Raw genomic sequence first — 19,660 nt, forward strand, 5'->3', positions numbered from 1 at the left:
GGGGGCGCCCCAGGCCGGTGCGGCCGGGCGGCACGTCGGCAGAGGCTATCGGATGAATACAAGCGGGCGTTCACCACCCGTTCACGGCCCGATAAGCACGGCCTGCGAGGGCCGCCGCCGACACGATCATCATGGTCGATGGGGGCCCGGCCTCACAAACCGCGCCTCATCGACCGGCATAAAGTGGACGCCCATGACGTGGATGATCACAGGTGGAGCGGGATATATCGGGGCACATGTGGTGCGGGCGATGGCCGGTGCCGGGGAGCGGGTGGTCGTCCTCGACGACGTGTCGGCCGGGGTGCCCGAGCGGCTGCCCGCTGACGTCCCGCTCGTCAGGGGCTCGTCGCTCGACGGTGAGCTGCTGCGGAGGGTCTTCGCCGAGCACGAGGTGACGGGTGTGGTGCATCTCGCGGCCCGCAAGCAGGTCGGCGAGTCCGTGGAGCAGCCGCTGCGCTACTACCGGGAGAACGTGGGCGGCCTGGTGACGCTGCTGGACGCGGTGGCCGAGGCGGGGATCGGGCGCTTCGTCTTCTCGTCGTCGGCCGCCGTGTACGGGGATCCGCCCGCGGTGGACCTGGTGGGCGAGGACACGCCGTGCGCCCCGGTCAATCCGTACGGCGAGACCAAGCTCGCCGGGGAGTGGCTGGTGCGGGCCGCGGGCAGGGCGCACGGCATCGCGACCGTGTGCCTTCGCTACTTCAACGTGGCCGGCGCCGCGACTCCGGAGCTCGCGGACACCGGCGTCTTCAACATCGTCCCGATGGTCTTCGACCGGCTCACCCGTGACGAGGCGCCGCGGATCTTCGGGGACGGGCACCCGACGCCGGACGGCACCTGCGTCCGTGACTACATCCATGTCGCCGATCTCGCCGAGGCGCATCTGGCGGCGGCCCGCCGGGTGACGGAGCGGCCCGCGGGTGATCTGACGGTGAACATCGGACGGGGCGAGGGCGTTTCCGTACGCGAACTCGTCTCGCTGATCGGTGAGGTGACCGGGGACACCCGGCCCGCCGTCGTCGAGCCCGGCCGCGCGGGTGACGCGCCGCGGGCCGTCGCGGACGCCGGCCTGGCCGCGAAGGAGCTGGGCTGGACGGCCCGGCGTTCCGTACGCGAGATGGTCGAATCCGCTTGGGCCGGCTGGTGTCTTCACCACCCCGAAGCGCGCCGCCCCTGATGGCCCCGACGCTCTGACCTGCAGTCATTTCCGCAGGTCAGAGCATATGACAACGGTGTTCAGTGCCGCGTTGCCAGATACCCCCCACCCGTAGTTCACTGTGATCGCCACAAGGACGCGACCGGGGAACAGAAGACCGATACCGACGACACGGAGGCGGCTTCCATGGGGGCTGGGCACGATCACGGACATACGCACGGGGGGCCCACGACGGGAACCGCCGCTGCCGCCTACCGCGGGCGGCTGCGCATCGCGCTGTCGATCACGATCACCGTGATGGTGGTCGAGATCGTCGGCGGGATCATGGCGGATTCGCTCGCGCTCATCGCGGACGCGACGCATATGGCGACCGACGCGCTGGGCCTCGGCATGGCCCTGCTCGCGATCCACTTCGCCAACCGGCCGCCGACCGAGAACCGCACCTTCGGCTACGCCCGTGCCGAGATCCTCGCGGCGCTCGCCAACTGTCTGCTGCTGCTCGGCGTCGGCGGCTATGTCCTCTACGAGGCGATCCAGCGGTTCATCACGCCCGCCGAGACCGAGGGCGGACTGACCATCGTCTTCGGTGTCGTCGGCCTCGTCGCGAACATGATCTCGCTGTCGCTCCTGATGCGCGGTCAGAAGGACAGCCTGAACGTGCGCGGCGCCTTCCTGGAGGTCATGGCGGACGCGCTCGGCTCCGTGGCGGTGCTCGTCGCGGCGGTGCTGATCCTGACCACCGGCTGGCAGGCGGCGGACCCGATCGCCTCGCTGGTCATCGGCCTCATGATCGTCCCGCGTACGGTGAAGCTGCTGCGGGAGACGCTGAACGTGCTCCTGGAGTCGGCGCCCAAGGGCGTCGACATGGCCGAGGTCCGCTCGCACATACTGGATCTGCCGGGCGTCGAGGACGTCCACGACCTGCACGCCTGGACCATCACTTCGGGGATGCCGGTGCTCTCCGCCCACGTGGTCGTCAGCTCCGAGACGCTGAACGTGATCGGCCACGAAAAGATGCTGCACGAACTGCAGGGCTGCCTGGGCGATCACTTCGACGTCGAGCACTGCACGTTCCAACTGGAGCCGGTGGGGCATGCAGAGCACGAGGCGAAGCTGTGCCACTGAGGGTGTGAGGCCCTTCGGTACGGCAGACTTGAGGCTCGAAGACCGAAGCGAAGGATGGGTATGCCGATCACACCTGCCACCGCGGCGAACAGCTCGTCGAACGGCACCGGAGAAGCAATCTTGCTCGAACTCGTCGACGAGGACGGCAGGACGATCGGCACAGCGGAGAAACTCTCCGCGCATCAGGCGCCCGGGCAGCTGCACCGGGCGTTCTCCGTCTTCCTCTTCGACGAGCAGGGGCGGCTGCTGCTCCAGCAGCGCGCCCTCGGCAAGTACCACTCCCCCGGCGTCTGGTCGAACACCTGCTGCGGGCACCCGTACCCGGGCGAGGCGCCGTTCGCGGCGGCCGCGCGCCGGACGTTCGAGGAGCTGGGGGTCTCGCCCTCGCTGCTCGCGGAGGCGGGCACGGTGCGCTACAACCACCCGGACCCGGACTCGGGCCTGGTGGAGCAGGAGTTCAACCATCTCTTCGTCGGGATGGTGCAGTCGCCGCTGCGCCCCGACCCCGAGGAGATCGGGGACACCGCCTTCGTGACGGCCGAGGAGCTGGCGGAGCGGCACGCGAAGGGGCCGTTCTCCGCGTGGTTCATGACCGTGCTCGACGCGGCGCGGCCCGCCGTCCGCGAGCTGACCGGGCCGTCCGCGGGCTGGTAGCCGCCAGGGCCTGTCCGGCGGATCTGGCCGACTCCTGTGGGCGGTGCCTTGTCTGCGTCCCAGGCAAGATCCGCCGGACAGGCCCTAGCCGACGCCGTTGGGCTTCAGGGGCAGGGCCGCCCAGATGACCTTGCCCCCGCTCGCGGTGTGCTCCACGTCGCAGGCGCCGCCCGCCTCCTGGGTGATCTCCCGGACGAGGAGCAGGCCGCGGCCGCCCGTCTGGCCGTGGTCGGCCACCAGGGCGGTCGGGCGGTAGGGGTGGTCGTCCTCCACGGAGACCCGCACCCATTCGGCGCCCACCGCCACCTCCACCGCGAGCATCGGCGAGAGCAGGGCCGCGTGCCGGACCGCGTTGGTGACCAGCTCGGAGACGATGAGCAGAAGTCCCTGCACCACGTCGTCCGACGCGGGCACGCCCTGCCGGGCGAGGAGATCACGTACCGCGTGCCTCGCCTGGGGCACGGAGGCGTCCACGGCTGCCGCGGTGAACCGCCACACGCCCTCGTACGGCACCCTTCCGCTTCCCCGAGGGAGTGGGCTGTGCCCCCTCCCGTCGTCGTCCATCGTCCGGTCGCCGCCCTCGCGCTCGATTGTCACCACACGTCGAGTGTTGGTAATGCTCTGGTCCGTACCGCATGACTGACCAGAAGTCAGCGACTATCGACGGCTTTTGATCGGTGACGCGTGACCGCGTCACTTGCGCGACTGATCCTGTCCCCTTGGTTCCCCTTTCAAGGTTTCTTCGGTTTGTACGGGTTCTGCGGGTTCTGCGTTCTCTGCGGATTCTGCGTTCTCTGCGTTCTCTGCGGGTTCTGCGGATTCTGCGGATTCTGCGGATTCTTCGACGAGGCCGACGATCCGGCGCCCGCCGACGCCCGCGGCGATCAGGCCCAGGCCGTCGAAGAGCAGGGCCAGCGAGAAGAAGCAGCCGATCACGTACTGACTGCTGCCGGGCCACTCGGAGAGCACCAGGATGCCGAGCAGCAGGCCGAAGGCGCCCTGCACCAGCGTCCAGCCGAACTGCGGGCCGCGCGCCACCAGACTGCCGACGAGGCGGAAGACACCGCCGGTCAGGAAGAGCAGCGCCGCGAACATGGTCAGCGCCTCGGCCGCCACTTCGGGCCTGCAGATGATCACGACGCCGGCCGCGATGTTCAGCGCGGCCACCACGACACCGACCCAGAAGAAGTTCGTGCCGCGCGACTGCACCGCGTGCAGCAGGCCGACACAGCCGCCGATCAGCAACAGCCAGCCGAACAGGAACATCGAGGTCAGCGTGGCGACACCGGTGTAGACGAGACCGACGAGCCCGGCCACCGTAAGGATCACGCCCAGCAGGGCGAGCCGGCCGAGGCTGCGGCTCAATTGCTGGGCCTGGGGCGTCGCGGCTCCGGCGTGCTTGGATCGGGCCATCAGCGTCTCCGTCCTGCGGACCGCCCCTTCTTGATCGTACGTTCGAGGGGTACGGATAGCATCCGGCGCATGGAGCCGCAGCTGAGGCAGGCCGTCACGCACGGCGTCGCCACCGTCGTCATCGATCACCCGGCCAAGCGCAACGCCATGACCGCCGCCATGTGGCGGCAGCTGCCGCCGCTGCTCGCGGGGCTCGCCGCCGATCCGGCGGTGCGCGCGGTCGTGCTGACCGGCGCGGGCGCGACCTTCTGCGCGGGCGCCGACATCTCCTCGCTGCGGGAGTCGCCCGGCGAGGCCCAGGAGCTCGCGGTGCGGGCCGAGGAGGCGCTCGCGGCCTTCCCCAAGCCGACGCTCGCCGCGGTGCGCGGCCACTGCGTGGGCGGCGGCAGCCAGCTGGCTGCCGCCTGTGATCTGCGGTTCGCGGACGAGGGCGCCCTGTTCGGCATCACCCCGGCCAAGCTGGGGATCGTCTACCCGTCCTCGTCCACCCGCCGTCTGGTGTCCCTGGTGGGGCCCGCGACCGCCAAGTTCCTGCTGTTCTCCGGCGAGTTGATCGACGCGGGGCGCGCGCTGCGCACCGGCCTGGTGGACGAGGTGCCGCCGGCGGGCGAACTGGACAAGCGGGTCGGGGAGTTCACCCGGATCCTCGCGGCGCGCTCCCAGCTGACCCAGGCCGCCGCGAAGGAGTTCGCGGCCGGGCGCACGGACCGGGACGAGCACTGGACCGCGCAGGCCCGCGACGGCGGCGACACCGCCGAAGGGGTTGCCGCCTTCCTGGAGCGCCGCGAGCCGCACTTCACGTGGACCGCGGCCGGCTGACACGTCACCCGGACCGCGACGGGTTGAACCGGGTCTGCTCGCGGAACCGCTCGACCAGGTGCGCGGGCGCCTTCCGGGGGGATCCGGCGTCGTACGGAGGCTGCGGGTCGTACTCCGTCAGGAGCTGGATCGTCTGGGCCTGCTCGTCACCGGCGATACGGCCCATGAGGCTCAGCCCCATGTCGATGCCGGAGGAGACGCCGGCCGCCGTGACGTACTTGCCGTCGTACACCACCCGCTCTTCCGTCGCCGTCACGCCGTACCGCTCCAGCTCCTCCAGCGCGAGCCAGTGCGAGGTGGCGCGGCGGCCCTTGAGCAGTCCCGCCGAGGCGAGCAGCAGGGAGCCGGTGCAGACGGACGTGGTCCAGGTGCTGGTGGCGTCGGCGGCGCGGAGCCAGTCGAGGAACGCCTCGTCCACCATCCGGTCGCTCTGTCCGGGGCCGCCCGGTACGACGAGGACATCGGGACTCGGTACCTCGGCGAGGGACTTGTCGGCGACGAGCGCGAGGGAGCCGGAGTCGCCCCGGACCGGACCGGGGCGCTCGGCGACGAAGAGGGTCTCGGCGCCGGGCAGGCGGCCGAGGATCTCGTAGGGGCCGACGGCGTCCAGGGCGGTGAAGCGGTCGAAGAGGACGATCGCGATCTGCATGGCGGGGCCTATCCGTGGAGGGCGGGCATGGGTATGGCCTGGGGGGCGCTGAAGCGGCGGCGGTACTCGGCGGGCGCCGCCCCGAGGGTCTTGACGAAGGCACGGCGCATCGCTTCCGGGGTGCCGTAGCCGCAGGCGCGCGAGACTTCCGCGATGCCGTCGGAGGTGTCCTCCAGGAGGCGGCGCGCGTGCTCGACGCGGACCCGCTCGACGTACTTGCCGGGCGTCATCCCGGTCTCCGTCTGGAAGGCACGGGCGAAGTGCCGGGGCGAGAGCCGGGCGCGGGCGGCGAGCGACTCGACGCACAGGTCGCCGTCCGGGTGCTCGGTGATCCACTGCTGAACCTCGCGCAGCGGCTCGCGTACGGCGGTCTGCGCGGCGAGCTGCGCGCTGAACTGTGCCTGGTTGCCGGGCCGCCGCAGGAAGACGACCAGGGCGCGGGCGATGAACAGGGCCGCGTCCCTGCCCAGGTCCTCCTCGACGAGGGCGAGGGCCAGGTCGATGCCGGCGGTGACACCCGCCGACGTCGCGACATGGCCGTCGCGCACGAAGATCGGGTCCGGGTCCACCTCGACCTGCGGGTGGTCGCGGGCCAGCTTGGCGCAGTACGCCCAGTGGGTCGTCACCCGGCGGCCGTCCAGGAGGCCCGCCTCGGCGAGCAGGACGGCGCCGGTGCAGACGGAGACCAGGCGCTCGGCGCGCGGGGCGTTCACCCGGAGCCAGTCGATCAGGCCGGGGGCGAGGCCGCGGGTGCAGTTGCCGCCCGGGGCGAGGAGCGTGTGCGGGACTGGGGCGTCGGCCAGGGACGAGTCCGGGACGAGGGTGAGTCCGCTGGTGGTGCGGACCGGAGCGCCGTCCAGCGACGCCGTGTGGATGCGGTACGCCGACTCGGGATCGCCCGCGTGCCGGGCCGCGCCCGCGAAGACCTCCACGGGGCCGGTGACATCGAGACTCTGGACGCCTTCGTACAGGACGACCAGGACGGTTCGCTGCTCCATGGCGTCGATTCTTCGTGACCCCAGGGGGTGGCCGCAATGACGAGTTGCCCACTTTTTCTGCCATGGACCGGGTGCCGTCGGGCCTGCCGCGCCGTGCGGGCGCCCGGGGCTTCTCCTCATACCAACCAGTCGGTAACGTGCGGGCATGACTTCTCTCCCGACCTCCTCCCCCGCCGCCGCGCTGCACCCGCGCGCGGGACGCCGGTGTCACAACGTGCTCAACTCGCTGCACTCCACGCACTACTTCTCGCCCGACGTGGGCCGCGAGCTGGCCGGGATCGGCATCACCGACCCCAAGGCCGTGAACTTCGCCGTGCGCTCGGCGGCGATGGGACCGGTCGGCGCGGGCGCCGTCACCGCCGCGTTCTACAACTACAAGCACGACCTGGTGGCCCGGCATGTGCCCGCCGTCTGGGACATCGCGTCCCCGAAGGACGTCCTCGCGGCACGCGCGCGTGCCGTCGACTCGACGCTGCGGCGCCTCCTGGGCGACGAGGCGCTGACCTCCCCGGAGATGGCCGAGGCGGCCGGCCTCGCACTGCGCGCCACCGAGGCCTGCTCCCGCGCGGGCCGCCCGCTGTACGCCGCCCACGCGGACCTGCCGGTGCCCGAGCAGCCGCATCTCGCCTGCTTCCACGCCGCGACGCTGCTGCGCGAGCACCGGGGCGACGGGCATCTCGCGGTCCTCATGGACGCCGAACTCGACGCCCTGGAGGCGCTGGTGAGCCACACCGCCACGGGCAAGGGCATGACTCCGAAGTGGGTCTTCGGCACGCGCGGCTGGAACCAGGAGGAGTGGGACGACGCCGTGGAGCGGCTGCGGGACCGCGGACTGCTCGACGGCGCGGGCGAGTTGACGGAGGCGGGCGTCGAGCTGCGCCGGGACGTCGAGGAGGCCACGGACCGGCTGGACCGCGCGCCGTACGCGCACTTGGGCGCGGCGGGCGTCGATCGGCTCACGGAGCTGGGCTCGGCGTTCCTCGGTGCCGCGCTGAAGGCGGGGGCGTTCCCGGCGGACCTGCTCGGCAAGGCGTGAGCACACGCCGAGGCCGGCGACTCGGGCGCATGCCCCGCCCGAGCCGAGGTACCCGTACGTCTCCGGGCCCGCGCGTTCCGTGCCGGCCCGCCCCCAGGGAAGGGAAAGAGACGTGTTCCGTGCGATCGCAGACGTCCTGCGCCAGATCGGTGCGACGCTCGCCGCGGTGGTGACGCTGCCGTTCCGTGCCCTCGCGAGGCTTTTCGGCGGTGCGTCGGGCTCCGGACGCCGCGCGGGGCGACGACCGGGGCGGGCACGCCGGGTCTGATCCCCCCGCTGTCGGTGCCACCTGCCACAATTGCCCGGCAACCCCAGTGAGAAGGCGGTACCGGAACGTGGCAGCTGTGCAGACGTCCACTCCAGCATCCATCGAAAGCAGGATCGCCGAGGAACTCGGCGTACGGGAGCGGCAGGTGAAGGCCGCCGTCGACCTGCTCGACGGCGGTTCGACGGTGCCCTTCATCGCGCGCTACCGCAAGGAAGCGACCGAGATGCTCGACGACGCGCAGCTGCGCACGCTCGAGGAGCGGCTGCGCTATCTGCGGGAGCTCGAGGACCGCCGCGCGGCGATCATCGAATCGGTCCGCGAGCAGGGCAAGCTCACCGACGAGCTCGAGGCACAGATCCGCGCCGCCGAGACGAAGGCACGGCTCGAGGACATCTACCTCCCGTTCAAGCCGAAGCGGCGCACGAAGGCGCAGATCGCGCGCGAGGCGGGCCTCGAGCCGCTGGCCGACGGCCTGCTCGGCGACCCGTCCGTGGACCCGCACGCCGCGGCCGCCGCGTTCGTCGACTCCGACAAGGGCGTCGCCGATCCGCAGGCCGCCCTGGACGGCGCCCGCGCGATCCTGGCCGAGCGGTTCTCCGAGGACGCCGACCTGATCGGCGAGCTGCGTGAGCGCATGTGGGTGCGCGGACGTCTGGCCGCCAAGGTCCGTGACGGCAAGGAGGAGGCGGGCGCCAAGTTCGCCGACTACTTCGACTTCGCCGAGCCGTTCAAGGAGCTGCCCTCGCACCGCGTCCTCGCGATGCTGCGCGGCGAGAAGGAGGAGGTCCTCGACCTCGTCCTGGAGCCCGAGGAAGCGACGGACGGCCCGTCTTCGTACGAGGGGATCGTCGCCCACCGCTTCGGGGTCGCCGACCGCGGCCGCCCCGCGGACAAGTGGCTGCAGGACACGGTCCGCTGGTCGTGGCGCACCCGCATCCTCGTGCACCTGGGCATCGACCTGCGCCTTCGGCTGCGCACCGCCGCCGAGGACGAGGCCGTGCGGGTCTTCGCCTCCAACCTGCGCGACCTGCTGCTCGCCGCACCGGCGGGCACGCGCGCGACGCTGGGCCTCGACCCCGGTTTCCGTACGGGCGTGAAGGTCGCCGTGGTCGACGCGACCGGCAAGGTCGTCGCCACCGACGTCATCAACCCGCACGTCCCGGCGAACAAGTGGGACCAGTCCCTGGCCACCCTCGCGAAGCTCGCCAAGGAGCACTCGGTCGATCTCATCGCGATCGGCAACGGCACGGCGTCCCGCGAGACGGACAAGCTCGCCGGTGAACTCATCACGAAGCACCCGGAGTTGAACCTCACGAAGGTGATGGTCTCCGAGGCGGGCGCCTCCGTGTACTCGGCCTCCGCGTTCGCCTCGCAGGAGCTGCCGGACATGGACGTGTCGCTGCGCGGCGCCGTCTCCATCGCCCGCCGCCTCCAGGACCCGCTCGCCGAACTGGTGAAGATCGACCCGAAGTCCATCGGCGTCGGCCAGTACCAGCACGACCTCTCCGAGGTGAAGCTCTCACGCTCGCTGGACGCGGTCGTCGAGGACTGTGTGAACGGCGTGGGCGTGGACGTGAACACGGCCTCCGCCCCGCTGCTCGCCCGCGTCTCCGGCATCGGCTCCGGCCTCGCGGAGAACATCGTGGCGCACCGCGACGCGAACGGCCCCTTCTCCTCCCGCAAGGGCCTCAAGGACGTGCCGCGCCTCGGCCCCAAGGCGTACGAGCAGTGCGCGGGCTTCCTGCGCATCCGGGGCGGCGACGACCCGCTGGACGCGTCCGCCGTGCACCCCGAGGCCTATCCGGTCGTCCGCAAGATGGCGAAGAAGACGGGCGGCGAGGTCGCCTCGCTGATCGGCGACACGGCGACGCTGCGCTCGCTCAGGGCCGACGAGTTCGTGGACGACTCCTTCGGCCTGCCGACGGTGGGCGACATCCTGAAGGAGCTGGAGAAGCCGGGCCGCGACCCGCGTCCCGCGTTCAAGACGGCGACCTTCAAGGACGGCGTCGAGAAGATCTCGGACCTCGCCTCCGGGATGGTCCTGGAGGGGGTCGTCACGAACGTGGCGGCGTTCGGCGCCTTCGTCGACATCGGCGTCCACCAGGACGGGCTCGTGCATGTCTCGGCGATGTCCAAGACGTTCGTCAAGGACCCGCGGGACGTGGTGAAGCCGGGCGACATCGTCAAGGTGAAGGTGATGGACGTCGACATTCCGCGCAAGCGGATCTCGCTGACGCTGCGCCTGGACGACGAGCCGGGCGCCGCGGGCGGTGAGCAGCCCAAGCGGGGCGGCGGCCGTCCCCCGCAGCAGCGGGGACAGCGGCCGGCGCGCAAGCAGGGCGGCGGTCAGGGCCAGGGTCAGCGCCAGCAGCGGCAGGCGCCGCCGCCGGCCAACGACGCGATGGCCGACGCGCTGCGCCGGGCCGGTCTGCTGGACCCCAAGAAGCGCTGATCCGGGGAGGGTTCGCGGAGGTCAGGGTGACAGCTCGGTCACCTTGCCCTCCGTCACCTCCAGGCGCCTTGTCACGCGCACCGCGTCCAGCATCCGGCGGTCGTGCGTGACCAGGAGCAGGGTGCCTTCGTAGGACTCCAGGGCCGATTCGAGCTGCTCGATCGCGGGCAGGTCGAGGTGGTTCGTCGGCTCGTCGAGGACGAGGAGGTTGACGCCACGGCCCTGGAGGAGGGCGAGCGCCGCGCGGGTGCGCTCGCCCGGCGAGAGGGTCGCGGCGGAGCGCAGTACGTGCGCCGCCTTCAGGCCGAACTTGGCGAGCAGGGTGCGCACATCGGCGGGTTCGGTGTCGGGCACGGCCGCGCAGAACGCGTCCAGGAGCGACTCCGAGCCGTGGAACAGCGCGCGGGCCTGGTCCACCTCGCCCACGAGGACGCCCGAGCCGAGCGCCGCGTGGCCCGCGTCCATGGGGACGCGGGTCAGCAGGGCGCCGAGCAGCGTCGACTTGCCCGAGCCGTTGGCGCCGGTGATCGCGACGCGGTCCGCCCAGTCGATCTGCAGGCTGACCGGGCCGAGGGTGAAGTCGCCGCGGTGCACCTCGGCGTCACGGAGGGTGGCGACGACGCTGCCGGAGCGCGGCGCGGAGGCGATCTCCATGCGCAGCTCCCATTCCTTGCGGGGCTCCTCGACGACGTCGAGGCGTTCGATCATGCGCTGGGTCTGGCGGGCCTTCGCCGCCTGCTTCTCGCTGGCGTCGCTGCGGAAGTTGCGGCCGATCTTGTCGTTGTCGCCCGCCTTGCGGCGGGCGTTCTTGACGCCCTTGTCCATCCAGTTCCGCTGCATCTGGGCGCGGCCCTCCAGGGCGGCCTTCTTGTCGGCGTACTCCTCGTACTCGTCGCGGGCGTGCCGCCGCGCCACGTCCCGCTCCTCCAGATACGCCTCGTAGCCGCCTCCGTAGAGGTTGATCTGCTGCTGGGCGAGGTCCAGTTCGAGGACCTTGGTGACGGTGCGGGTGAGGAACTCGCGGTCGTGGCTGACGACGACGGTTCCGGCGCGCAGTCCTCGTACAAAGCTTTCGAGGCGGTCCAGGCCCGCGAGGTCGAGGTCGTTGGTGGGCTCGTCCAGGAGGAAGATGTCGTAGCGGGACAGGAGCAGCGAGGCGAGGCCCGCGCGGGCGGCCTGGCCGCCGGAGAGCGACGTCATGGGCTGGTCGAGGCCGATGCCCAGGCCCAGCGACGCGGCGACCTCCTCGGCCCGCTCGTCCAGGTCGGCGCCGCCGAGGGCCAGCCAGCGCTCCAGGCTCTGCGCGTACGCGTCGTCCGCGCCCGGCGTCCCGTCGACCAGGCCCTGGGTGGCCTCGTCCATGGTCCGCTGGGCCTCGGCGACGCCGGTGCGGCGGGCCAGGAAGGCGCTGACGGACTCGCCGGGGCGGCGGTCGGGCTCCTGGGGCAGATGCCCCACGGCCGCGGTGGGCGGCGAGAGCCGCAGTTCACCGGTCTCCGGGGTGTCGAGCCCGGCGAGCAGCCTGAGCAGCGTGGACTTGCCCGCTCCGTTGGCGCCCACCAGGCCGATGACGTCACCGGGGGCGACGACGAGTTCCAGGGCGGAGAAGAGCGAGCGGTCGCCGTGGCCGGCGGCGAGATTCTTGGCGACGAGGGTTGCGGTCATCAGGGGGCCGAGTTTAGGCGAGGCACGCAGGTGCCTGCCCTTGAGTTACTTCGCTATCGGTGCCACCAGCACGCTCCCCGTGGTCCGGGCCACCACGAACGACTCCCCCTTCGTCGCCTTCGCGTCCAGCGGGATGCGGTGCTCGCCCGGTTCCAGTACGTCCTCGAAGACCTCGTGGACCTGGGTGCGGGAGAGCCGGTCGAGGCGGTACGCGATGAGCTGGACCCGGCAGGTCGAGGTGATCTCGACGTCCGCCGCGCCCTTCACCGCGGCGAGCCGGGTCAGCCGGCGCTGTGCGGACGGGCTGCGGTCGAGGGCGTGCTCTATCTGGGCCACCAGGAGCGGGATGATCGGGGCGAGGCCGTCGACGTACGCGACCTGGAGGCCCGCGCCCTCGAACGCGGCGCGCACCGCGTGGCGTGTGGCGTCGGGGACCGCGCGGCCGAACGCCACCGCCCCGTATGTGCGCAGCTCGTCCGGCGGGACGTCCGCCGCGTCCGCCGCGATCTCGGCGCCGACGCCGATCGTGCGCAGCGCTGCGGCGAGCTTGGCGAGGACGGCGACGCGGGCGCCGATGAGCAGCACCCGGCGGCGGGCCGCGGGTTCGCCGTCGCCGGTCAGCAGCCGGCCCAGTTCCCTGCGGTACTCGGCGCCCTCGAAGCGGAAGGGGCCTATGCCGTGGTAGCCGTTGAGTTCCAGGTCGGCGTGGTCGGCGGTCTGCCAGGCGAAGTCCCGCCATACGTAGGCGTCGGTGCCGTCCAGGGCACGTTCGATGACGGCGGTGACCGCACCGCACTCCAGGCCCTCGCACTCGGGGCAGCCGTAGATGACGTGGCGGCCGTCCAGCAGGGGTGCCTCCGTTTCCAGGAGGAGTCCTCGGACGTGGTGGCTGAAGATCGCGGGTGGTACGTCGGAGGCGAGCGGGGAGACGGCGTCGAGGTCGGAGAGCTGGAACAGCAGCGGACGTCCGTTCACGATGAAGTCGACGAAATCCCGGTGGACTTGGTAGTCACCGTTGGCGAGAACTCCACCGGCGCGCATGGCCGGTGCCAGACCGAAGGTCGCGTACTCGGCAGACATGGTGTGAGTATCCCCATCTGAGACGTGATGTGAGCACGGCATGACGCATTCCGCTACGTTCCAGGGATGGACGGTGCTAATGACGGCGATGTGATCGTGGTGGGCGGCGGGGTCATCGGGCTGACGACCGCGGTCCTGCTGGCCGAGCGCGGGCGGCGGGTGCGGGTGTGGTCGCGGGAGCCCGCCGAGCGCACGACCTCGGCGGTCGCGGGTGCCCTGTGGTGGCCCTACCGCATCGAACCGGCGGGGCCCGTCGGCGACTGGTCGCTCCAATCCCTGTCCGTGTACGAGGAGTTGTCGGCCCGGAGCGAGGAGACCGGCGTACGCATGGTCGACGGCGTACAGGGCGAGACGCGGCTGGACGACCTGGGGCCCTGGGCGGCGCGGGTGCCGGGGCTGCGGGCGACGACAACCGCCGAGTACGACGGTCCCGGTGTGTGGGCGCGCCTTCCGCTGATCGACATGCCGGTGCATCTGCGGTGGCTGCGCGAACGCCTGGAGAAGGCGGGCGGGGTGGTGCAGACCCGTACGGCCGAGAGTCTCGGCGAGCCCCTCGCGCAGGCGCCGACCGTGGTCAACTGCACGGGGATCGGGGCGCGGACGCTGGTGCCGGACGACTCCGTGCGGCCGGTGCGCGGCCAGCTGGTGATCGTGGAGAACCCCGGGGTGCGCAGCTGGTTCGCCTCGGCCAAGTCCGCCGCGCACACGTCCACGTACTTCTTCCCGCAGCCCGGCCGGCTCGTCCTCGGCGGCACGGCGCAGGAGGACGACTGGTCCCTGGAACCCGACCCCGCGACGGCCGCGGCGATCGTGCGGCGGTGCGCCGCGGTGCGGCCGGAGATCGCGCGGGCCCGGGTGCTCGGCCATCGGGTGGGGCTGCGGCCCGCCCGGCCCGCGGTGCGGATCGAGCGTGAACTCCGGGGCGGCGGACGGGCCTTGGTGCACAACTACGGCCACGGCGGCGCGGGCGTCACGGTGGCGTGGGGCTGTGCCCAGGAGGCGGCGCGGCTCGCGGACGAGTCCGCCGCCTCCTGAACCGCAGGCGACAGCAGGGAGGTCAGCCGGACTTGGCCGGGTTCCCCTCGGACTCCGTGCCGTCGGTGTCGACCGGACCGATCTGCAGCTCGAAGTCGCCGTCGTACTGCTCGTGGCCGGCGATCACGGCCTTCTCGACGGCTTCCGTGCCGTGTTCGCCGCGCACGATCAACGGGTCGTGGCGCAGGTCCCGCATCAGCGCCACACACATCCCGATCATCACGATCGTGAACGGCGCCGCCACCAGGATCGTCAGGTTTCTCAGCCCGGTGAGGGCGTCGTCGGAGCCGTCACCGATGAGCAGCATGATCGCGGCGACGGCACCCGTCACCATGCCCCAGAAGACGACGACCAGCTTGCCCGGTTCGAGCGCGCCCCTCTGCGAGAGCGTGCCCATGACGATCGACGCCGCGTCGGCGCCCGACACGAAGAAGATGCCGACGAGGATCATCACGAGCAGGCTCGTGACCGTCGCGATCGGGTACTCGTGCAGGAGTCCGAACAGCTGGGACTCCGGGGTGTCCTGGCCCTCCAGGCCGCCGCGCTCCTTGACGGTCATCGCGCTGCCGCCGAAGACGGCGAACCAGATCAGGCTGACCGTGCTGGGCACGAGGATGACGCCGCCGACGAACTGACGGATCGTACGGCCCCGGCTGATCCTGGCGATGAACATGCCGACGAAGGGCGTCCAGGAGATCCACCAGGCCCAGTAGAAGACGGTCCAGCCGCTCAGCCACTCCGCGACGCCCTTGCCGCTGGAGGCCTCGGTGCGGCCCATCAGCTGGGGCAGGTCGTCGAGATAGGCGCCGAGCGAGGTCGGCAGCATGTCCAGCATGATGACGGTGGGGCCCGCGATGAACACGAACAGGACGAGCAGCCCCGCGAGCACCATGTTGATGTTGGAGAGCCACTGGACGCCCTTCTCCACACCGGAGACGGCGGACGCCACGAACGCCAGGCTCAGCACCGCGATGATGACGACGAGCAGCCCCGTGCCCGCGTCGTCCATCCAGTCCAGGACCTCGATGCCGGCACCGATCTGCAGCGCGCCGAGGCCCAGCGAGGCCGCCGAGCCGAAGAGCGTCGCGAGGATGGCCAGGATGTCGATGACCCGGCCCCAGGTGCCCTTGGAGTGCTCCTCGCCGATGAGGGGCGTGAAGACGGCGCTGATGGTCTGCCGGCGCTGGCGACGGAAGGTGCTGTAGGCGATGGCGAGGCCCACCACCGCGTAGATCGCCCAGGGGTGCAGCGTCCAGTGGAAGAGGGTGGTGGCCATGGACGTCTCCATGGCCGCCGCCGCGTCGGCGGGATCCGTGCCCGGCGGTGGCGTCGTGAAGTGGGCGAGCGGCTCGCTCACTCCGTAGAACATCAGGCCGATGCCCATACCGGCGCTGAACATCATCGCGACCCAGGACACCGTGCGGAACTCCGGCTCCTCGCCCTCCTGGCCGAGGGTGATCTTCCCGTACCGGCTGACGGCCAGCCAGAGCGCGAAGACGACGAAGCCGCTCGCGGCCAGCATGAAGAACCAACCGCCGTTCTTCATCAGGCCGTTGAGCATGTCCGTGGAGACGTCCTCCAGGGAGTCCGTCGCCACGGCACCCCAGACCACGAAGGCCAGGGTGAGTACGGCTGTCACTCCGAACACGACCCGGTCGGTCTGTGGCGACCGGCCGCCGGAGGAGAGGGCGGGGTCGGGCCCTCCCCCGTCGTCCGCTTTCTGCAGGTCTTGCGTCACAGGTGCACCTTTCACGGATGTCGAATTTCGTTCAGTCTTTCTACTCCGCTACCCCCTACCACATGTGACGCGCCTCTCACCCGCTCAACAGCCGGTGTCGGGCCGACCTGTGACCAGGTGGTAGGGAGCGCGCTCGTCGAGGAGCAGCGGTACGAGGGCCCGCGCGGACTGCCGCAACGGGACGTACGCACCCGAACCGTCGCGCCTGGCCTTCACTCCGTGCAGGGCGAGTTCGTCCTTGATGCCGGCGTACTGGGTGGCGTCGAGCCGGTAGCAGGCGGGCGGGTCCTGGATCACCTCGGCCGGTTCGGCGGGGTCGTTGTCGGCGCCGCCGATGTAGACGGGGCCGCTGTCGCGGAAGCCTTCGAGCCGGGCCGCGGCGGTGGCCGCGTCCAACTGCCCCCGGCGCTCGTCCGCGTAGCGGAACAGGCCGCCGAGCGCGGAGATCTGGGACTTCACACGGCGCCGGTTGTTCAGCGCCTCGTCCTTCTTCTCGGCGTCGGTGAGCGGGTCGACGCGGCTCTCGATGAGGAGGCCCGCGGCGTGCTTGATGCCGGACATGTTGCGCAGGATGCGCTCCTGGCCGTCGCCCGCCGTCTGCTTGATCGGCTCACCGGTGACCGGGTCGGTCCAGATCCCGTACGTGCCCGTGGTGTACCCGTCCTTGGCGGCGGCCGGCCTGACGTACGCCTCCGACAGCGTCTTGGCCTCGCCGTGCACCGCCTCGTCGGTGTTGAGGTTGCGCGGCCACAGGTCGAAGAGGTCCTTGTCGTAGTACTTGGGGGTCGCTCCGTACTCGTGCAGGTCGTAGATGGAGTCGGGCTGCCGGTCGCGGATGACGGCGGCCATGGCTCGGCCCTCCGCCGTCTGGAGGGAGAGGTGGTCGCGGTTGATGTCGACGCCGTCGGAGTTGCCCCGGGTGTCGGCGGCGCGGCCGTCCGGGTTGGCGGTGGGGACGACGAGGAGGGTGGTGCGGGAGAGGAACTTCTGGGTCTGCTTGTCCTTCGCGTACGCGAGATCCCTGATCGTCGTCAGACAGGCCTCGCGGCCCGACGGCTCGTCGCCGTGCTGGCTGCAGATCAGCAGCACCGTGTTCTTGGTGGGGCGTTCGCCGATGCGGACCAGTTGGAGCGGCCGGTCCTGCTTGGTGGTGCCGATGCGGGAGACCGAGACACGGTCGGTCGACTTGTCGACGGCGGCGAGCAGTTGCTGCTCCTCGGGCTGGCTGGTCCAGCGTGCGCCGTTGGTCTCCTCGAATCCGGTACGCGGCGGGGTCGGCGTCGCCTGTGCGGGCACCGTCAGGAGCGGTGCGGCGAGCGCGGCGGTGGCGCAGGCGAACGCCAGGGTGCGGATGCGGGGTCTCATGAGGTGCTGCCTCCCGGTACGGGGCGGAACGGACGCGGCGGGGCCACGCCGTCGAGACGGGATTCGCGGGGGGTGACGGCCGATGAGGTGGTGAAGGCGTCGGAGCCGCCGACGAGCGGCACCTTCGCCGAGGTGCGGGCGAGGTCGATGGCGAGCGTGGGCGTGTCGGCGGGCCGGTCGATGAGGTCCTTGTCGGTGCCCGCCACGATCAACGCGAGACGGTGGCCCTTCGGCACGACGTGGTCGCTCGCGGCCAGGTCGAGGGTGATGGTGTGCGGCTTGCCCGGGGTGAGCGGGCGGCCCTGGTGTTCGTCGGCCCAGTTGCCGAGGTCGGCCCAGCCGCGGCTGAACACGGTGTAGTCGACGTCGGCGGTCTTCGCCTTCGTCTCCTTGAAGCAGGAGCTGTCACCGCTCGTGCTCGCACCCCAGCAGGTGCGTTCGGTGAGGGTGCTGATGCCTTCGCCCGCGCTCGCGTAGTCGCGGATCGTGTCGGGGCCGAGGTCCACGAGAACCGCGGAGAGATGCGCGGTGCGGGTGGTGGGCGTGGCCGTGACGGTCACCTCGGAGGAGCCGGAAAGGCGCAGGTCGCGGCCGAGGGGGCGGCTGATGAACCCGGCCTTGGACGGGGTCGAGGTGTCGATCTGCGCGGCCCAGTCCGTCTCGCTCAGCTTCGGGTCGTCGGTGAAGGTCTCGCTGCCGGTGCCGGGGCGGGTGCCGAGGGTGCCGACGCCGGGTGAAGTGCCCTTGCCGGGGCGGAGTTTCACCGTGTCGGTGGCACGCGGGGGCCAGACGCGGTCGGTGGTCCACCGGTCGGGGGCGCGCTCGATGTCGGCCATGGGCTCGCGGTCGATGCCGTTGTCGTAGCCGAGGAGTTCATGGTCGAACCAGCGGTGCAGGGTGCGCACCCAGTCGCCGCGGCGGAAGTCGAAGGGGTCGACGTGGCCGGTCTGGCTGAGCCACACCTTCCGCTCGACGCCCGCGTCGGCGAGCGCGTCCCACCACTGACCGAAGTGCTTCATGCGGACGTTGAGGTCCTGCATGCCGTGTACGGCGAAGACGCTGGCCCGCACCTTGTCGGCGTCCGGGACGTGGTCGCGCTCGCTCCACAGCCGGGTCCAGTCGCCGGTGCGCGGCGCCTCGTCGATGAGCCGCTGCTGTACGGCTCCGCAGCGGGCCCGCGCCTCGGGGCTCTCCACGTAGTCCGAGAGCCATTCGGGGCCGCTGTCGTAGAGCGGGGCGCCCTTGGCGAAGTAGTAGTCGTACCAGGAGGAGATCGCGCCGATCGGCACGATGGTCTTGAGACCTCGCACTCCAGTGGCGGCCACGCCCTGCGCGACGGTGCCGTCATAGCTCTTGCCGATCATTCCGGTGGCGCCGTTGGTCCAGGAGGCCTTGGCGCCTTCGCTTCCGGTGCGGCTGGTGTAGCCGCGGGCCCGTCCGTTCAGCCAGTCGACGACGGCCTTGGCGGACTGGACGTCGGAGCGTCCGCCGACGTCGACGCAGCCGTCGGAGCGGTTCGTCCCCGCGAGGTCGACGGCGACGAAGGCGTAGCCGCGGGGCACGAAGTAGTTGTCGTAATAGAGCGGGAACTGGACGACGTTCCCGTTCGCGTCGTACGTCTTCTTCTGGCTCTCGTTGCCGCGCCCGCAGCAGGCGTAGTACGGGCTGGCGTCCATGATGACGGGTATCTTCCGGCCCTGTTGGGCGGGTTCACGCGGCCGGACGACGTCGACGGCGACCCGGTCGGTCTTCCCGTCGTCGTCTCCGTCGATCTTCGTGTCGACCCAGACGGATTCGCGCACGGCGTTCTCGTACGAGTAGACGGGCTTGCTCTCCCGCGGGGCGTCGGGCGGCGCTCCTTGGGCGGCGCCCGGGGACAGCAGCGTGGACATCAGGGCGGCCAGGGCCGCCGTCACGAGTGATCTCCGGATCAAGCGTGTGCGTCGCGCACGTATCGGCATGGCGCGGAAGGTACACCGGTGAACTCCCGCGCGACAGAGGGCAGTACGCGGCCGCGACAGGTTCATGGGGCGTATTGGCACATGTCGGCCGAATGGCGATCGTGTGACAGCCGGGGCCATGGACATGACCCGTGGCCGAGGGGCTCAATAAGGTCGGATCCACCGCGGATCCACCGCGGATCCAGATGCGGATCCCTCCACGGATCCCATCGTCGGATCCAGTTACCGATGTGCCCCTACGACTTG

The 19,660-nt window shown here is 71.1% G+C and carries 17 protein-coding genes; 8 read left to right on the forward strand and 9 right to left on the reverse strand.

Features of this window, described 5'->3' with window-relative positions:
* The first annotated feature begins 193 nt into the window (after positions 1–193).
* From galE to idi, 3 genes are all read left to right on the forward strand, one after another.
* Positions 194–1,177, forward strand: coding sequence for a UDP-glucose 4-epimerase GalE (gene galE / locus ACIBKX_RS09390; RefSeq protein WP_363271267.1), 984 nt, complete (start codon positions 194–196; stop codon positions 1,175–1,177).
* Between the two features lie 165 nt (positions 1,178–1,342).
* The gene (locus ACIBKX_RS09395) at positions 1,343–2,281 is read left to right on the forward strand and encodes a cation diffusion facilitator family transporter (protein WP_363271268.1); all 939 of its coding nucleotides are present in this window, start codon (positions 1,343–1,345) and stop codon (positions 2,279–2,281) included.
* Positions 2,282–2,341: 60 nt separating this feature from the next.
* On the forward strand, positions 2,342–2,935 hold the full coding sequence (gene idi / locus ACIBKX_RS09400; protein WP_363271269.1) for an isopentenyl-diphosphate Delta-isomerase: 594 nt from the start codon (positions 2,342–2,344) through the stop codon (positions 2,933–2,935).
* Positions 2,936–3,019: 84 nt separating this feature from the next.
* Here the strand turns inward: idi and ACIBKX_RS09405 are convergent, their stop codons facing one another.
* Positions 3,020–3,535 (reverse strand): ATP-binding protein, encoded by a 516-nt coding sequence (locus ACIBKX_RS09405; RefSeq protein ID WP_399375716.1) that lies wholly within the window; start codon positions 3,533–3,535, stop codon positions 3,020–3,022.
* A 93-nt stretch (positions 3,536–3,628) separates the two neighbouring features.
* Positions 3,629–4,348, reverse strand: coding sequence for an HdeD family acid-resistance protein (locus ACIBKX_RS09410; RefSeq protein ID WP_363271270.1), 720 nt, complete (start codon positions 4,346–4,348; stop codon positions 3,629–3,631).
* 69 nt (positions 4,349–4,417) lie between these two features.
* Between ACIBKX_RS09410 and ACIBKX_RS09415 the strand changes: the two genes are divergently transcribed.
* On the forward strand, positions 4,418–5,167 hold the full coding sequence (locus tag ACIBKX_RS09415; protein WP_363271271.1) for an enoyl-CoA hydratase-related protein: 750 nt from the start codon (positions 4,418–4,420) through the stop codon (positions 5,165–5,167).
* 4 nt (positions 5,168–5,171) lie between these two features.
* Here ACIBKX_RS09415 and ACIBKX_RS09420 read toward each other — a convergent pair whose 3' ends face one another.
* Both ACIBKX_RS09420 and ACIBKX_RS09425 read right to left on the reverse strand, forming a co-directional pair.
* Positions 5,172–5,816, reverse strand: coding sequence for a DJ-1/PfpI family protein (locus tag ACIBKX_RS09420; protein WP_363271272.1), 645 nt, complete (start codon positions 5,814–5,816; stop codon positions 5,172–5,174).
* Between the two features lie 8 nt (positions 5,817–5,824).
* Entirely contained in the window at positions 5,825–6,814 is a 990-nt protein-coding gene (locus ACIBKX_RS09425) for a GlxA family transcriptional regulator (RefSeq protein WP_363271273.1), read from the reverse strand.
* 145 nt (positions 6,815–6,959) lie between these two features.
* Here ACIBKX_RS09425 and ACIBKX_RS09430 point away from each other — a divergent pair, with 145 nt between their 5' ends.
* From ACIBKX_RS09430 to ACIBKX_RS09440, 3 genes are all read left to right on the forward strand, one after another.
* The gene (locus ACIBKX_RS09430; protein ID WP_363271274.1) at positions 6,960–7,850 is read left to right on the forward strand and encodes a hypothetical protein; all 891 of its coding nucleotides are present in this window, start codon (positions 6,960–6,962) and stop codon (positions 7,848–7,850) included.
* A 112-nt stretch (positions 7,851–7,962) separates the two neighbouring features.
* Positions 7,963–8,118 (forward strand): LPFR motif small protein, encoded by a 156-nt coding sequence (locus tag ACIBKX_RS09435; protein WP_363271275.1) that lies wholly within the window; start codon positions 7,963–7,965, stop codon positions 8,116–8,118.
* Positions 8,119–8,185: 67 nt separating this feature from the next.
* Positions 8,186–10,570 (forward strand): Tex family protein, encoded by a 2,385-nt coding sequence (locus ACIBKX_RS09440; protein WP_363271276.1) that lies wholly within the window; start codon positions 8,186–8,188, stop codon positions 10,568–10,570.
* Between the two features lie 21 nt (positions 10,571–10,591).
* Here ACIBKX_RS09440 and ACIBKX_RS09445 read toward each other — a convergent pair whose 3' ends face one another.
* A complete protein-coding gene (locus ACIBKX_RS09445; RefSeq protein WP_363271277.1) occupies positions 10,592–12,235 on the reverse strand; it encodes an ABC-F family ATP-binding cassette domain-containing protein in 1,644 nt (547 codons plus the stop codon).
* A 45-nt stretch (positions 12,236–12,280) separates the two neighbouring features.
* Positions 12,281–13,315: an oxidoreductase gene (locus ACIBKX_RS09450; protein WP_363271278.1), complete on the reverse strand. Its 1,035-nt coding sequence runs from the start codon at positions 13,313–13,315 to the stop codon at positions 12,281–12,283.
* A 66-nt stretch (positions 13,316–13,381) separates the two neighbouring features.
* Between ACIBKX_RS09450 and ACIBKX_RS09455 the strand changes: the two genes are divergently transcribed.
* A complete protein-coding gene (locus tag ACIBKX_RS09455) occupies positions 13,382–14,350 on the forward strand; it encodes an FAD-dependent oxidoreductase (protein ID WP_363271279.1) in 969 nt (322 codons plus the stop codon).
* Positions 14,351–14,372: 22 nt separating this feature from the next.
* On the opposite strand, the gene ACIBKX_RS09460 is transcribed toward ACIBKX_RS09455, so the two are convergent.
* The 3 genes from ACIBKX_RS09460 to ACIBKX_RS09470 form a co-directional block, all read right to left on the reverse strand.
* Entirely contained in the window at positions 14,373–16,076 is a 1,704-nt protein-coding gene (locus tag ACIBKX_RS09460; RefSeq protein ID WP_363271459.1) for a BCCT family transporter, read from the reverse strand.
* A 96-nt stretch (positions 16,077–16,172) separates the two neighbouring features.
* A complete protein-coding gene (locus ACIBKX_RS09465) occupies positions 16,173–17,453 on the reverse strand; it encodes a M14 family metallocarboxypeptidase (protein WP_363271280.1) in 1,281 nt (426 codons plus the stop codon).
* A complete protein-coding gene (locus ACIBKX_RS09470; protein WP_363271281.1) occupies positions 17,450–19,414 on the reverse strand; it encodes a Xaa-Pro dipeptidyl-peptidase in 1,965 nt (654 codons plus the stop codon). The genes ACIBKX_RS09465 and ACIBKX_RS09470 overlap by 4 nt, the downstream gene beginning before the upstream one ends.
* Between the last annotated feature and the right edge of the window lie 246 nt (positions 19,415–19,660).

Source organism: Streptomyces sp. NPDC050658, assembly GCF_044457025.1.
In the GTDB taxonomy this organism is placed as follows: Bacteria; Actinomycetota; Actinomycetes; order Streptomycetales; family Streptomycetaceae; genus Streptomyces.

Excerpts from the sequence above, each read along its gene's own strand:
- galE (WP_363271267.1), top strand. The coding sequence starts at position 194 with ATGACGTGGATGATCACAGGTGGAGCGGGATATATCGGGGCACATGTG.
- ACIBKX_RS09395 (WP_363271268.1), top strand. The coding sequence starts at position 1,343 with ATGGGGGCTGGGCACGATCACGGACATACGCACGGGGGGCCCACGACG.
- idi (WP_363271269.1), top strand. The coding sequence starts at position 2,342 with ATGCCGATCACACCTGCCACCGCGGCGAACAGCTCGTCGAACGGCACC.
- ACIBKX_RS09410 (WP_363271270.1), bottom strand. The coding sequence starts at position 4,348 with ATGGCCCGATCCAAGCACGCCGGAGCCGCGACGCCCCAGGCCCAGCAA.
- ACIBKX_RS09415 (WP_363271271.1), top strand. The coding sequence starts at position 4,418 with ATGGAGCCGCAGCTGAGGCAGGCCGTCACGCACGGCGTCGCCACCGTC.
- ACIBKX_RS09420 (WP_363271272.1), bottom strand. The coding sequence starts at position 5,816 with ATGCAGATCGCGATCGTCCTCTTCGACCGCTTCACCGCCCTGGACGCC.
- ACIBKX_RS09425 (WP_363271273.1), bottom strand. The coding sequence starts at position 6,814 with ATGGAGCAGCGAACCGTCCTGGTCGTCCTGTACGAAGGCGTCCAGAGT.
- ACIBKX_RS09430 (WP_363271274.1), top strand. The coding sequence starts at position 6,960 with ATGACTTCTCTCCCGACCTCCTCCCCCGCCGCCGCGCTGCACCCGCGC.
- ACIBKX_RS09445 (WP_363271277.1), bottom strand. The coding sequence starts at position 12,235 with ATGACCGCAACCCTCGTCGCCAAGAATCTCGCCGCCGGCCACGGCGAC.
- ACIBKX_RS09450 (WP_363271278.1), bottom strand. The coding sequence starts at position 13,315 with ATGTCTGCCGAGTACGCGACCTTCGGTCTGGCACCGGCCATGCGCGCC.
- ACIBKX_RS09455 (WP_363271279.1), top strand. The coding sequence starts at position 13,382 with ATGGACGGTGCTAATGACGGCGATGTGATCGTGGTGGGCGGCGGGGTC.
- ACIBKX_RS09465 (WP_363271280.1), bottom strand. The coding sequence starts at position 17,453 with ATGAGACCCCGCATCCGCACCCTGGCGTTCGCCTGCGCCACCGCCGCG.
- ACIBKX_RS09470 (WP_363271281.1), bottom strand. The coding sequence starts at position 19,414 with ATGCCGATACGTGCGCGACGCACACGCTTGATCCGGAGATCACTCGTG.